Consider the following 13,663-nt stretch of genomic DNA (forward strand, 5'->3'; position numbering starts at 1 on the left):
CCGGCGACAAGGCTTGAACCTCCCTCAGGGGGAGTTCTTACGGTACCGGCGAGCGCGGACGGCCGTACGGCGGCCCGCGCACCGAGAGAGCGTGAGGAGAGGTTCGTGGCGGCATTCATCCTGGTATCGGGCACGTACACCGGCGGCTGGGTCTGGCAGCAACTCGCTGACCGGATGCGGGAGTCGGGGGCCGAGGTCCATCCGGCGACGCTCACCGGCCTGGGCGACCGCCGCCACCTGGCAGGCCCCGGGACGGACCTGGAGACGCACATCCAGGACCTGGTCGAGCTGATCGACCACGTGGACACGCAGGACGTGGTGATCGTCGGCCACGACTACGGCATCCACCCCGTGCTCGGCGCGGCCGACCGGCGCCCGGACCGGATCGGCCGGATCGTCCACCTGGACACCGGCATCCCGCAGGACGGCGAGCCTGCCCTCAGTCTCGTCCCCGACCCGAAGCTCCGCGAACTGCTCCTCGGCGGGTCGGCCCCAGCCGGGGCGGACGCAGCCGGCGCCGACTGGCGGGTCCCCGTCCCGGCACCCGACGACTGGCAGCGCTGGGGCAGCACCGCCGGCATCCCCGACGACGCGCTGGCCCGGCTGACGCGCCTGGCCGCCCCGCACCCCAGGGGCACCCTCAGGCAGCCACTCCGGCTGACCGGCGGGACAGCCGAGCTGGCGACGACCGGGGTCCTGTGCACCGGGAACGGGTCGAGCATCGCCACGGTCGAGGCCTTCGTGGGGCTCGGCGACCCCCGGTTCCAGAGGCTCGTCGACCGCCGCGTGACCTTCTTCGAACTCGACACCGGGCACTGGCCGATGCTCTCCGCCCCGGACGAGCTCGCCACCGTCCTGCTCAAGGCCGCTGCGGGGGGCGGATACCGGCTGGACCCCGCGGCGGGCGAGCGGCCGACGCATCTGCGGCCGTTCCTCCTCGACGTGCCGGAGCAGCCGCGCGAACGCACAGGACACGTCGACCTCCACCTGCCCGAAGCGGACGGCCCCCGCCCCGCGGTGGTGTTCGTGCACGGCGGTCCCGTGCCCGCCGGCGTGGCGCCGACTCCGCGCGACTGGCCGGCCTTCATCGGCTACGGCCGGTACGTGGCGAGCCTGGGCGCCGTCGGCGTGACGGTGGACCACCGGCTGCACGACGTCGGCGACTTCGAGCGGGCCGCCGAGGACGTCGCTGCGGCAGTCGAACGGGTCCGCGCCGACCCGCGCGTCGACCCGGACCGCGTCGCGCTCTGGTTCTTCTCCGCCGGCGGGCTGATCTCGGCGGACTGGATCGCGGCGCCCCCGCCGTGGCTGCGCTGCGTGGCCGCTTCGTACCCGGTCCTCGCCCCGCTGGCGAACTGGGGCCTGACCGACACCCGCTTCAGGCCCGCGGCCGCGCTGCGCACCGCCGGTGCGCTGCCGATCGTGCTGACCCGGGTGGGGCGGGAGCGCGTCGAGATCGCGGCGACCGTTGAGGAGTTCCTCACCGCCGCGGCGGCCCACGGACGGGACATCGAGGTGATCGACGTACCGGAGGGCCTGCACGGCTTCGAGACGACGGACCCCACCGAGGAGAACCGTCAGGCCGTGCACGACGCGGTGCGCTCCGTCCTCACCCACCTCGAAGCCTGACGCGTCCGTGTTCATGCCCGCCAGGACGGAATCCGCCGGGGACATCCGGGTCACCCTCGTCTCTCCGGGCGTGACCGAGTCCGAACTCGCCGACACCACCGACCGCCGCTGACTACAGCCGCCCGGTGCGAGACTGCGGGACCCGGGCGCACAGCAGCTCGGTCGAGACTGCCCAGAGGCGCTCGGCGGTGGCGGGATCGAGCGCCCATTCCTTGACACCGTGGGGGTGCTGCGCGAGGTCGGCGTCGCTCGGCACGGTGTATGCCTCTTGTGTGTCATCGAGGTAGTGGCCGCCGGAGTGGGCGAAGGCCGGGGAGACGGCCGCGACGATGCTGGTCGCGGCCCCCTGCTCAACCGTCTTGTACGTGAAGACGCCGGCGGCCTCGGCCGCGTCGAGCGACTGCCTCTGCCGTGAGGTGAAATTCCGTTGGAGACCTGTGGCGACGCCACCGGGGTTCACGGCGTTGGCAACGATCCCATCCGGTGCCCACAGGCGGGTGGCCTCGACCGCGAACAGGGAATTCGCTGTCTTCGACTGAGCGTAGGCGACCTGCGGGTCGTAGCTGCGGTGCTCGAAGTGAAGGTCGTCGAAGTCGATGCCTGAACGCATGTGCGCCGTCGAACTCACCGAGACGATCCGAGCGCCGTCGCGGTCGGACGCTCCCCGGGCCAGGGCGCCGTGCAGGCCGGTGGCGAGGGCGAAATGGCCGAGATGGTTTGTTGCGAATTGCAACTCCCAGCCCTCACCGGTTCGTTCGAGGCCACCGGTGACAACCCCTGCGTTGTTGATCAGTAGGTGCAGCGGGCCACGCCACGCGGTGACGAATCGCGCGACGGTCGTCCTGTCCGCGAGGTCAAGCCGGGCGACCTGGGGCCGCGCTCTTCCGGTGGACGTCCCGATTGCCTCAGCGACCGTGTCGCCCGCAGCCATGTTCCGTACGGCGAGGGTGACTTCTGCACCGGCAGCGGTCAACGCCCGAGCGGTCTCGGTCCCGATTCCGGAGGAACCCCCCGTCACGATCGCGCGGACGCCGGTCAGATCGAGGTCTCGCAGCACGTCGGCTGCGGTACTGGCGGCGGTGAAGGGCGTGGAGATGAGCACAGACTCAGCCATGGCCCGGACTATACACACCAGACTCTATTTGTATAGTCCGAATACTCCTCGTATGCTCGGTCCATGAGTAGTCCCGATGTCGGCCGCCCGGCCCCGACGGTCGTCGACACCAGTCGGCGGGCCACGGTTCTGGACGCCGCCCTGACCACGTTCGCGCGATTCGGTTACAGGAAGACCTCGATGGAGGAGGTGGCGCAGGCGGCGCACATCTCCAGGCCGGGGCTCTACTTCCTCTTCTCCTCGAAAGAGGTCCTGTTCCGTGCCGCGGTCACGCAGGTCCTGGAACACGACATCGCAACGGTCGAACACGTCCTGGCCGACACCGGACGCCCCCTGCCAGAGCGTCTCGTCGAAGCGTTCGACCAATGGGCGGGCCGCTACACCGGCCCATTGACACGCAATGTCACGGAGGTCATCGAAGCCAACCCCGGTCTTCTCGGCGAGATCGTCGAGACCGCGCCACGGCGTTTCGAGGAGCTGATCACTGATGCGATCGCCGTGGAGTCGGGGCGGGAGGCGGCGCTTGCCGTCGCGCGGACGATGATCAGCGCATCGATCGGCCTCAAGCATCAGGCGCCGTCACGGGAGTTCTTCCTCGAACGACTGAAGGTCGCCATTGATCTCTTGGCGCGCTGAGCAGACCCGGCTGTCGTCCGCAGCGCGATTGCTCCACCAGATCGAGCCAGTTCGAGCCAGGTCCAGCCAGGTCCAGGCCGTGGCAGATGGCCACGACGGCCACGGAAAAGCCCCGAGAGGGCTGTGTGGGACGGCGCTCAGGGGCACATGTCCGGAAGCAACAACTACCGTTCGGTGCGCTCGGATCCGAAGGTGATCGCGACGGCACGGAACGCGGTCGCTTCCCTGTGCCTTTTCCCGCTGCCCGAACAACGCTAGCGTCCAGTCTCATGATCGTATGGCTCAACGGTACCCATGGCGCCGGCAAGACGACGACCGGTGCGCTCGTGCAGCAGCTGATCCCGGATTCACGGGTGTTCGACGCCGAGAAGGTCGGCGAGACACTCATGGACATCACGCCGGCGCTGCCCTGGACGGGCAACTTCCAGCACTGGCCGCCGTGGCGGCCGCTCGTGGTCGAGACCGCCCGGCACGTACTCGACTACACCGGCGGCACTCTGGTGATGCCCATGACCGTCCTGGTCGAGCAGTACTGGCGCGAGATCAGCACGGGCCTCGCCCACCATGGCATTCCGGTCCGGCACTTCGTCCTCCATGCCGACCAGGACACCCTCCGCGGACGCATCGCGGGCGACACGGTCCTCGGCCCCGACTCCCCGTTCCGTCTCCAGTACCTTGAGCCCTACGCCGAGGCGGCGCGCACATGGCTGCACGCCGAGGCCGAGGTCGTCGACACCACACACCTCACACCTGCCCAGGCCGCCCTGCAGATCGCGGAAGCCGTCAAGAGTTGAAAGACGAGCTGCCGGCGTCACGCCTCGCCTGTCGTGACTGAGCACGCGCTTCACGTGGCGGTCAGCCGGGCATCTCAGCCGGCCCAGAAGTCCGGGTTGCGGCCACTGGCCGGGCAGGCCGTTCCCGTGGCTCGTCGCGGATTCGCTCTGCCCTCGGCGAAGCAGGGGTGTGCGGAGCCACAGTCCGTGTTTGAGTCTGCTGATGGAGATCCTGGTACTGGGTGGGACAGCGTGGGTGGGCCGCGAGATTTCGCGGCAGGCACTGGAACGCGGGCATCGCGTGACCTGCCTGGCCCGTGGTGAGAGCGGCGAAGTGGCAGAGGGCGCGGCCTTGGTCGCCGCGGACAGACGCGACCCGTCGGCGTACGAGAGCCTGGCGGGCCGCGACTGGGACGCCGTGCTCGAAGTGTCGTGGCAGCCGGCGTTCGTCCGCGAGGCCCTGGCGGTCCTCGGTGAGCGAACGGCCCACTGGTCCTACGTGTCCTCGACCAGCGCGTACGCCACGCATGCGCAGCCGGACGCGGACGAGTCGGCCGAACTGCTCCCCGCGACCGAGCGGGACGAGGTCGGTCGCGAGGAGTACGGAGAGGCCAAGGTGGCCTGTGAGGAGGCCGCCGAAGCCGCAGTGGGCGACCGGCTCCTCATCGCGCGGGCCGGACTGATCGGTGGCCCCGGTGACCACAGCGGCCGCACCGGGTACTGGGTCGGCCGCTCGGCGCGCGAGCCGCTGACGCCGCTGCTGGTGCCGGCCTCCCCCGGGATCGCGACGCAGGCCGTTGACGTGCGGGACCTCGCGGCGTGGCTGGTCGCGTGTGCGGAGAAGGGGACGGCCGGAACGTACAACGCCGTCGGCCCGGTCGTGCCCTTCGGGGAGTGGGTCGCACTGTCGCGGCAGGTCGGCGGGCACACCGGGCCAGTGGTGGAGGCAGACTGCGACTGGCTGCTCGGACAGGAGGTGGGTCAGTTCATGGGCCCGGAGTCGCTCGCCCTGTGGACGGCCGACCCGGACTGGGCCGGCTTCAGCGCCCGCAACGGGTCTGCGGCCAGCGCTGCCGGCCTGCGGCACCGGCCCCGGGCGGAGCTGCTGGCGGACACCCTGCGCTGGGAGCGGGAACAGGGCCTGGACCGGCCCCGCCGGGCCGGCCTCAGCGGCCGGCGCGAGCGGGAACTGCTGAAGAGCATGGGGCAGGGTGCTGTACGGGGGTAGTTGCGCCCCCGTACAGCGCTCGGTGGCCGGCTGATGGATCCAGCCACAGCTGCTCCCGGGAGGTGGCGGCGAGCGGTCCCGCAGGGAGGCCGGCTCAGGCAGACGGCATGGCCGACGAACTGGCGGGCGGTGCGGGCCGGGCGGCCGAGGTACGTTCCCGCCGGGCAGCTTTCGCCAGGCCCGTTGCCGGACGCGCCCGCGGGGTCGTTCAGGGCCTGCGGGCGCGGAAGGTGCGGCGCAGGTCGCTCACCCAGGCGTCGGGGTTCTCCCAGGGGATGAAGTGGCCGCCGTGGTCGTGGGCGCTGACATTGACGTGGTTGAACCAATCGGCCTGCGGGCCGGCCGTGAACGCCCGGACGCGCTCGTCGGCGGTCCGGATGCCGGGCGGGTTCTCGTACGTGACGAAGGTGAGGCCGACCGGGGCCTGCACGACCGGGGTGCGGTCGTGGGCGGGGGCCCAGGGGTAGCGGTTGGCGTTGGCGTAGTAACGCATCGACGTGGCGATGGAATTGTTCACCCAGTAGATCGTGGCGTGGGTGAGCAGGTCGTCCTTGGTGAAGACGGACTCGACGTCGCCGCCGTTGTCACTCCAGGCGTTCCAGCGCTCCAGCAGCCAGGCGAGCAGTCCGGCGGGTGAGTCGCTCAGCCCGTGGGCCAGGGTGGCGCCGTCGAGCATGTGCACGGCGAGGTGGGACGCCGAGCGGTGGTCCAGCTCGATGATGCGGGCACGGACGTCGGCGGGCTGGTCGTCGGTGAGGGGCCGGTTCCGGGCGAAGTCCCAGGCGCGGGGGCCGGTGAAGAAGTCGAGCGGCAGCCCGGAGCCGATGTGGATGCCGTACAGCTCGTCGGCGTACTTGTGGCCGAGCTGGCTGGAGACGATCCCGCCGATGTCACAGCCCCCGGCGGCGTACTTCTCGTATCCCAGGGTCTCGGTCATCAGGGTGTGCCAGAGGTCGGAGACCTTCCAGAAGTTGACGTCCGAAAAGCCGGTGAGCGGGCCGGGGAAACCGAAGCCGGGCAGGGACGGCACGATGACGTCGAACGCGTCGGCCGGATCACCGCCGAACGCGGCCGGGTCGGCGAGCGGGTCGATCACCTTCGACCAGTGCCAGAACGTCCACGGCCAGCCGTGGGTGAGGATCAGCGGGATCGGGCGAGGGCCCCGGCCGGGCTTCCGCATGAAGTGCACCGGGACACCGTCGACGCTCGTCCGGTAGTGCTCGTAGACATTGATGGCGGCCTCGGCCGTGCGCCAGTCGTAGCCGTCCCGCCAGTAGGCGACCAGCTCACGGAGATAACTGTCCGGGACGCCGTAGGACCAGTCCCCGTTCGCTTCGTCCAGCGGCGGACGGGTCGATGTGAGACGGGCGCGCAGGTCATCGAGGAGTTTGTCGGACACGTGGATCGGGGTGGGCTCCAGGGGGAAGGCGTGAGGGGTGGTCATGGCGTGGGTCCTTATTGGGTAGGAGGGAGCGATGTCGTCGGCCTGTCGGGCGGGCGGTGAGCCGGGCCATTCGAGGCGTTTCCCCATCCGGCCCGGGACGGCGTTCCATCTTCTCGGAGAAGATCTCCCCCCGCGCTACCAGCCGCCCCGGGCCGGAGGCCGCCTTGAAGCCGCCGTGAAGCCCGCCGGGGAGATCCGCTCCCCCCTCAGTCGCCGTCGCCCTCCCCGGAGCAACTACGCGGCCAGGTCGAGGAGAACATGCGCCGGCCCGGCCGCGACCATCTCGACGTAGTGAACCTTCGCGGCGTCGGGACCGACTCGATCGCCGAACGCTTCGGCGCAGTCGCCGAACTGCGCGTGGCCGGACTCGTCCGTCAGCTGGGCCTGTCCACCGTTCGCCCCCATCGCCTCTCAGAGGCCCACGCAGATCGGCCGGACAGGGCCTGAGCCTCGACCCACCGACGTGATGCCTGGGAGATGGGTGTCGGGACGTAAGAGATACCTCGTGACCTGTGGTGATGGCCTTGCCGAAGCCTTCGCCACGCGCGCTCGGCGAGGCATCTCGTGGGTGAAGACATCCATGCTGCTTCGGCGGTGTCTGTCTGGTTCGACGGAGCGAATCCGACTGCGGACGCGGGTCTGTTGCCGGTGGTCCTGCTGGCGGGTTGGGCTGAGCACCGTGGTGTACCAGACCGGTATCGTGAGGAAATGACCTCACCTGACCGTAGCTCAGCCGAACGTGAGGCGGCGGAGGAAATCACCTACCGCGTGGCGGAGAGCGAGAGAGACAAGTCCGCCGTCATCACGGGCGAGTTCAGCTCGGATGCCGTCTTCGAAGTGGTCGGTTTCGAGGGCGGGTTCACCTTTCGGCCCATCCGGCTGGACCCGCCGATCCACAAGGTCTTCCCCGACGACGGGCCCGAGGCCGCCGATGAGACGTCGGAGGGCAAGCGGCGGTTTGTCGCGCTGGATGGTGAACTCGTATGCGGCTATGTCGATACGGAGTATGAGCCCTGGAACCGGCGGCTGATCATTGCCGATATCGAGGTGGCTGGGCCCTACCAGGGCCGGGGAATCGGGCGGACACTCATGAGTTACGCCATCGGCTGGGCCCGGGAATGCAGTGCCGGACACGTGTGGCTGGAAGTGACGAACATCAACGCTCCGGCGATCCGCGCCTATCAGCGGATGGGGTTCACCTTCTGCGGTCTGGACACCTCCCTCTACCTCGGTACCGAGTCCGAGGGGGAGACGGCACTGTACATGAGCCTCTTCCTCAACTGATCCGCTGGCGCCGGTAGCCGGTCCAACGCTCGGAGAGGGAGACGCGGATGTCCTCTGAACTGGGACGATGGGACTTCCTGCGGTTCCACGTCCGCAGAGCAAGAGGACACCCCGCGAGATGCGATCTTCCCCTGCCGCTTCAGCGGTGTCCGCCGCGTTCGATGAGCCGAATCTGATCGCGTATGGCGGGCTGGTCCCAGTGATGCGGCTGGCCGAGCGGTGCGGCCTGTCGCGGCTGGTGGCTGCGAAGGTGAAGCTGACCGGGGTGAAGAACGGGGCTTCGTGCGTCAACCCTGCGCGCGGCGGGTGCGCGGCTCCTCACCCGCGCCCAGGCCGCGGGCACAGCGCGCAGCGACCTCGATGGCACCGATCTGTTTGCGCTGATAGCGCCGCTTGCCTGGCTCGGCGATCAACCGTCGCTCGCGCCACGCGCCGAACGCCTCTTCGATGGTGTCGCGAGCGCGATTCTGACGAACACGACGAGCAAGAATCGATCAACGTGATGGTGTTTGCTCGGGCACGGGCAGAGACAACGCGTCGACTCGGGCAGGGACACTCGGACAGTGAATTCTTCTCCGGAGAAGTGGCCGAGGGCCGACCGGCTCGATGCCGAGCGGATGGCTGAAGCCTTGTATGTGCGGACGGGGGTTCGTCTCACGGTCCAGGGCCCATGTCCTGGTGGGCAGGTGGGTGCCGCCTACGTGCGGTGGGCCGACGGCCGCCGGTCGGTTCTGAAGTGGCGGCCGCACAACACGCTCGCCGACATACAAGCAGGACCGCTCAGCGTGGCCGACATCCTCCGGTCCGCGCAATACCCGGCGCCCGCCACCGAGTTGGCGGTCCAGATCGACCATGCGGTGGTCGTTGTGCAAGAGCTCCTGCCGGGCGCGAAGATCGACGATCTGGACCACCGTGGTCTGGAGCAGGCCCTCGAACTCAACCAGTCGCAGACCGGTCGGCTCACCGACCGCCTGGACATTCCTCCGGTCGGCCTGCACCTGAGCAAGGACGGCTCCGGCTACTGCCTGCACGAACCTCTGCGCCGGCACAACCGTCGCAGCGCCGCCCTCGAACGCTGGATCACCGCGGTCGGGGAGAACAACCCTGACCAGCTCGCCGGATACGACGCAGTGCACTACGACTTTCATCCGGGCAATATGCTGGCCGTCGGCGGTGCGATCACGGGCATCGTCGACTGGGATGGCGCCGGTCGCGGTGATCGCCGGTTCGACCTGGTCACCTTGCGCTTCGGCATCCACGCGAAGACGTGTGAACCGGGTGTCGCCCAACGGCTTGATGACGTCCTCGACGCCCTGCCCGGCGATTTCCTCCGAATCGCCTGGGCCCACATGAGCCTGCGCATGGTCGACTGGGCCATCCGGCATTTCGCTCCGGCCGATGTCGAGCACTGGCTCGACCTGGCCGAACGACGCGCCTACCAGTGAGCTCCGGAACACCTGCCCCGGTGGGGCGTGAGGTGAAAGTACTCAGCGTGGGCCGACTGAGTTCACTTGCTGGAAAGGCTCCACGTGCCGTCGTTGGCGGCGGCCTCAGCGCTGAGGTCCGTCCACGCGGTGCCACTCAGCTCGAAGGCGTCGAGGAGGTAGGCGGAGACCGCGTCGGCGACGAGGTTCACGCGGGCGGGGTCCTCGTCGGTGGTCTCGGCGACCATCTCGCCGGCGAGACCGCCGAGGGTGTGTTCGCCTTCGGCGATGGTGAGCAGGCTCTTCGGGGACGGGCTGAGGTGGTAGGCGTCGGTGAACCACTCCGGCCCCCGGGTGGAGAGCTGGGACTGGTCCTTGCCGCCCGCGATGATCAGGGCCGGGGTGGTCATGGTGGAGTAGTCCGGCCTCATGAACGGAAGATGTTCGAGGGCGAACGGAGTGAGGGTGTCGCCGGTTCCGGTCGCGGCGATCAGTGCGCCGGCCGAGACCGCGGAGTGGGAGAAGTCCTCTCCGGGGATGCCGTCGGCGTCGAGCACGCGCGCGCCGAGGAGCGCGCCGGTGGTCTGGGCGCCCCAGGAGTGGCCGACGATCGCGATGCGCTCACGGTCGACGCGGGTCTCCAGGCCACCGGCCTGGACGAGGATGTCGTCGAGGCCGTCGAGGACCGCGTGGAGGTCGGCGATCCGGACGCGCCAGATGGTGGCGAAGCGCGGGTCGTCCCACCCGAGGCCGTTGCGGCGGGAGTCCAGATGGGTGGGCTGCACGACGACGAATCCGGCTGCGGCCCACCGGTCGACGAGAGGTTCGTATCCGTCCAGGGACCATGCGTTGCCGTGGGAGAACACGATGACGGGCAGGTTGTGGCCCGCCAGGGGCGCGGTGACCTTCACCTGTAGGGCGGCGCTGCGGTCGGGGGCGGGAACGGTGAGGGGCTTGACCGCGACGATCCGCTGGCCGAGATGGCTGGAAGACATGGGGGACCTGCACTTTCTCCATGGGATCGCTCTGCCATACTTTGGCGGAGCGCCGTTCCGCCAACTTAGCGGAACATGGTTCCGCGAGCAAAGGAGGGCCTCGTGCCGGAAGCGGTCGGAGTACGCCAGGCACAGGCACAGCGCACCCGCAGCGGCGTGCTGGCGGCCGCAGCGGCGGTCTTCGTGGACCAGGGCGTCCAAGCCCCCATCCGCGACATCGCCGAACGCGCCGGGGTCGGAGTCGGCACGATCTACCGAAACTTCCCGACCCGGGCGGACCTCGTCACCGCTGTCTACCGCCACCAGATCGACACCTGCGCCGCACTCGCGCCCCAGCTCCTGGAGGAATCGGACTCCGCGTTCACCGCGCTGACCCGCTGGGTGGACGCGTTCGTGGAGTTCCTGGTGACCAAGCACGGTCTCGGTGCCGCTCTGGGATCCGAGGATCCAGGGCTGGGGAATCTCCACGTCCTCATGCTCGACACCCTGGTCCCGGCCTGCGCGACGCTGCTCGACGCCTGCGCCGCCGCCGACGAACTCAGCCCCGGCGTCACCGCCTACACGCTCATGCGCGCCATCGGGAACCTCTGCATCACCGGTCCCGACTACGACCAGGCCGACGCCAAGCACATGGTGGCCGTCCTCCTGGCGGGATGTCGTCACCAGGCATAGCGACAGCTCCCGGCCCACCCCCACCGCCTGCCACACGCACCATCGATGGCGCCGCCGCGATCAGCCGGCCAGGGGGCCTGTTCGACCAGAACCGCCCGCATGGCAGCCGGGAGGGCGGGTGGTGTTCCGGAGGACGGCCGCCCTCCCGGCCGCTCCGGTGGTCTCAGACCGGTGGTCTCAGATCCGGTGGTGCAGGGTCACCAGCCGCAGATCCTTCGCCGGGCCGCGTACCGTCCACACCACCTGCCAGCGGTCCGCGGCGAGCACACTGAACTCGCCGCGATAGACGTCCTCGGCGCACGGATGGTCGGCAACGCAGCGTCCGTCACGCAGGTCCAGGGGGTGGAAAGGGCGGCCGTCGGCGAACCGTACGAACGCCGCCCCGTCCCCGGCCGGCTCGAAGAGGTGCTCACGGGAGGCGGGCCGGGTCACCCCGCCCCAGGTGAACTCGCCCTGTTCGACGTGACGCAGTCCGGCGCCGGGCTCCCCGCGAGCGAAGTCGGCCGTACCGCGGAACGTGCCGTACCGGTCCTGGGACAGGTCGTACACGGTCCGCTCGACCCGCCAGCGTCCGGCAAGATAGCCGAGAGTGTCCGCCACGCAGTGAAGCCCGCCGGGCGGGAAGGCGCCCTCGACCGCCGTCGTGTCCTGTCGTACCACCGTCGCGTCCCTCCGCCCTGCCGGCCCGTCCCCGCGATGCTAATGCGCGGCACTGGGCCCCGGTGTCGAGCCGCCGCAGACCCGGGCCCGGGACGGAGCTCTCCCCTGCTCCCTGCTCCCTTCGAGGGAGTTGGGCGAGCCATTCCGGTGATTCACCACTTGGGCGGCGAACTGTGCGTATTCGTGTTCGTTTGGTCGACCATGCGACAGATCAAGCGTGTAGCCGTGACCCTGGGAACCTGCGCCGTCATCCTGACCACCACGTCAGCCGCGTCCGCCTACGCGGCACCCCCGAACCTGGCTTCGCTGCAACCGGTTCTGGTGACGCTCCTCGCCTTCGTCCGGCGAATTTTCCTCTGACCGCAGCGGAGGCGCGACCGAGGACAAACTGGCCCTGGCCACCGGCAGCAGCAGCCAGATCCACTCCGTTGGGGCCACAACGCCAATGGCCGGCTCGGCGGGCGGGCTCGGCCTGTTCGGACCGCTCCCTGAGACGCCCCCCTACGCCCGTCGTCCGCCGTCCACCGACAGCGCGATCCCGGTGATGTACGAGGCGGCGTCCGAGCAGAGCCAGCCCCATATTGACATGGAGCAGCCGTGCGAGCTCCGCCGGAGCTTCACCCGTACGCGCCCGGTGCCCTCGAACGCCCCCTTCAAGGAGTCACGCGCGAACTCCCGCCGATCGGGCCGAGTACCCGAAGTACCCGGCCCGTGGGCGCGTCAATCGTCAGCCGTCACCCGCCAGGGCGTGATCAGATGCGCACCGCGGCCTGGAAGCCGCCGATGGTGTTCATCGACTCGTAGCGGACGTAGGCGCCCGGGTACGGGGCGTGCAGCACGGTGTTGTTGCCCGCGTAGAGCCCCACGTGCTGGGTGTTGTTGAAGAAGACCAGGTCGCCCGGCTTCAGCTGGCTGCGTGCGATGCGGGTGCCCTCGTTGATCTGGGTGAACGTGGTGCGGGTGATGTGGGCACCGGCCTGGGCGTAGGCCCACTGGGTCAGACCCGAGCAGTCGAAGGAGTCGGGTCCGGTGGCGCTGCGGACGTACGGCTTGCCTATCCGGGTGGCGGCGGCCTGGAGGGCGGCGGCGCCGAGGGCCGATGCCGGGGCCTCGTGGCCGAGTTCGACGCGGTCACCGGCGTCGCGGCTGGCGCGCACGTCGTCGTCGCGCATCTTCGCGCGCTCGGCGACGGTCAGCGTGTTCAGCACCTTCCGTGCCTCCGCGAGCTTGCCCTGCTGCTTCTTCTTCCTCTCACCGAGCGTCTTGCGGACGTCCGCGAGGTCGTGCAGTTTGCCCTGGGCCTCCGTGCGTTCCTGCGCGAGGGACCGCTGCTTCTTCTGGATCTTCGCCAGCGACTCGGCCTGCCTGGCCGTCAGCTGATCGAGCGCGGAGGCCCGGTCGAGGAAGCTGTCCGGGTCCGAGGCGAGGAAGAGCTGCACCGAGGGGTCGATCCCTCCGTCGCGGTACTGCGATGCGGCGATCGAGCCGAGGCCGGCGCGGAGCGTGTTGAGCTCCTGCTGACCACGGGCCACCCTGTCCTGCAGCGCGTCGGTCTGCTTCTCCAGCTTGTCCTGCTGCTCCTTGGCCCCGTTGTACTGCTCGGTGGCCACCTCTGCCTCGTCGTAGAGCTTGTCGACCTTCGCCTTCACCTCGCTCCTGGTCGGCTTGGGATCGGCCTGGGCCGCCTGGGAGGTCAGGGCCACGGCGGCAGCGGCGGTCGCGGTGAGCACGGTCACACGGGCACGGCTCGGCTGCTTGGGACGACGGTGGGACGCCACGAAGGCGAGCTCCTTCTTCCTCAGAG

The 13,663-nt window shown here is 69.7% G+C and carries 13 protein-coding genes and 3 pseudogenes; 11 read left to right on the forward strand and 5 right to left on the reverse strand.

Annotated elements, in window-relative coordinates; genetic code table 11:
• Positions 1-105 precede the first annotated feature (105 nt).
• A complete protein-coding gene (locus tag OG285_RS37525; RefSeq protein WP_331760350.1) occupies positions 106-1,629 on the forward strand; it encodes a dienelactone hydrolase family protein in 1,524 nt (507 codons plus the stop codon).
• 22 nt (positions 1,630-1,651) lie between these two features.
• Positions 1,652-1,726 (forward strand): annotated as a pseudogene (locus OG285_RS37530) (oxidoreductase); the annotation flags it as partial.
• A 15-nt stretch (positions 1,727-1,741) separates the two neighbouring features.
• On the opposite strand, the gene OG285_RS37535 reads toward OG285_RS37530, so the two are convergent.
• Positions 1,742-2,743: an SDR family NAD(P)-dependent oxidoreductase gene (locus tag OG285_RS37535; RefSeq protein WP_331760351.1), complete on the reverse strand. Its 1,002-nt coding sequence runs from the start codon at positions 2,741-2,743 to the stop codon at positions 1,742-1,744.
• Positions 2,744-2,806: 63 nt separating this feature from the next.
• Here OG285_RS37535 and OG285_RS37540 point away from each other — a divergent pair, with 63 nt between their 5' ends.
• From OG285_RS37540 to OG285_RS37550, 3 genes are all read left to right on the forward strand, one after another.
• Positions 2,807-3,379 (forward strand): TetR/AcrR family transcriptional regulator, encoded by a 573-nt coding sequence (locus OG285_RS37540; protein WP_331760352.1) that lies wholly within the window; start codon positions 2,807-2,809, stop codon positions 3,377-3,379.
• A gap of 269 nt (positions 3,380-3,648) precedes the next feature.
• A complete protein-coding gene (locus OG285_RS37545; protein WP_331760353.1) occupies positions 3,649-4,173 on the forward strand; it encodes an ATP-binding protein in 525 nt (174 codons plus the stop codon).
• 202 nt (positions 4,174-4,375) lie between these two features.
• Positions 4,376-5,380, forward strand: coding sequence for an NAD-dependent epimerase/dehydratase family protein (locus OG285_RS37550; RefSeq protein WP_331760569.1), 1,005 nt, complete (start codon positions 4,376-4,378; stop codon positions 5,378-5,380).
• Positions 5,381-5,588: 208 nt separating this feature from the next.
• On the opposite strand, the gene OG285_RS37555 is transcribed toward OG285_RS37550, so the two are convergent.
• Positions 5,589-6,824, reverse strand: coding sequence for an epoxide hydrolase (locus OG285_RS37555; protein ID WP_331760354.1), 1,236 nt, complete (start codon positions 6,822-6,824; stop codon positions 5,589-5,591).
• Between the two features lie 219 nt (positions 6,825-7,043).
• Here OG285_RS37555 and OG285_RS37560 point away from each other — a divergent pair.
• The 4 genes and pseudogenes from OG285_RS37560 to OG285_RS37575 form a co-directional block, all read left to right on the forward strand.
• A pseudogene (locus tag OG285_RS37560) lies at positions 7,044-7,259 on the forward strand (aldo/keto reductase); the annotation flags it as partial.
• 273 nt (positions 7,260-7,532) lie between these two features.
• Positions 7,533-8,108 carry a GNAT family N-acetyltransferase gene (locus OG285_RS37565; protein WP_331760355.1) on the forward strand — a complete coding sequence of 192 codons (576 nt, stop codon included), beginning with the start codon at positions 7,533-7,535 and terminating at the stop codon, positions 8,106-8,108.
• 271 nt (positions 8,109-8,379) lie between these two features.
• Positions 8,380-8,611, forward strand: a pseudogene (locus OG285_RS37570) (TetR family transcriptional regulator); the annotation flags it as partial.
• Positions 8,612-8,725: 114 nt separating this feature from the next.
• Positions 8,726-9,553, forward strand: a complete 828-nt coding sequence (locus OG285_RS37575) for a phosphotransferase (protein ID WP_371793752.1) — start codon at positions 8,726-8,728, stop codon at positions 9,551-9,553.
• Positions 9,554-9,615: 62 nt separating this feature from the next.
• Here the strand turns inward: OG285_RS37575 and OG285_RS37580 are convergent, their stop codons facing one another.
• A complete protein-coding gene (locus OG285_RS37580; protein WP_331760357.1) occupies positions 9,616-10,527 on the reverse strand; it encodes a chlorophyllase in 912 nt (303 codons plus the stop codon).
• Positions 10,528-10,629: 102 nt separating this feature from the next.
• Here OG285_RS37580 and OG285_RS37585 point away from each other — a divergent pair, with 102 nt between their 5' ends.
• The gene (locus OG285_RS37585; RefSeq protein WP_331760358.1) at positions 10,630-11,199 is read left to right on the forward strand and encodes a TetR/AcrR family transcriptional regulator; all 570 of its coding nucleotides are present in this window, start codon (positions 10,630-10,632) and stop codon (positions 11,197-11,199) included.
• Between the two features lie 177 nt (positions 11,200-11,376).
• On the opposite strand, the gene OG285_RS37590 is transcribed toward OG285_RS37585, so the two are convergent.
• Positions 11,377-11,859 (reverse strand): DUF6314 family protein, encoded by a 483-nt coding sequence (locus OG285_RS37590; RefSeq protein ID WP_331760359.1) that lies wholly within the window; start codon positions 11,857-11,859, stop codon positions 11,377-11,379.
• A 225-nt stretch (positions 11,860-12,084) separates the two neighbouring features.
• On the opposite strand from OG285_RS37590, the gene OG285_RS37595 reads away from it, so the two are divergent.
• A complete protein-coding gene (locus OG285_RS37595; protein ID WP_331760360.1) occupies positions 12,085-12,219 on the forward strand; it encodes a hypothetical protein in 135 nt (44 codons plus the stop codon).
• 392 nt (positions 12,220-12,611) lie between these two features.
• Here OG285_RS37595 and OG285_RS37600 read toward each other — a convergent pair whose 3' ends face one another.
• Positions 12,612-13,637, reverse strand: a complete 1,026-nt coding sequence (locus tag OG285_RS37600; RefSeq protein WP_331760361.1) for an NlpC/P60 family protein — start codon at positions 13,635-13,637, stop codon at positions 12,612-12,614.
• Positions 13,638-13,663 lie beyond the last annotated feature (26 nt).

It is taken from the genome of Streptomyces sp. NBC_01471 (genome assembly GCF_041438865.1).
Lineage (GTDB): Bacteria > Actinomycetota > Actinomycetes > Streptomycetales > Streptomycetaceae > Streptomyces.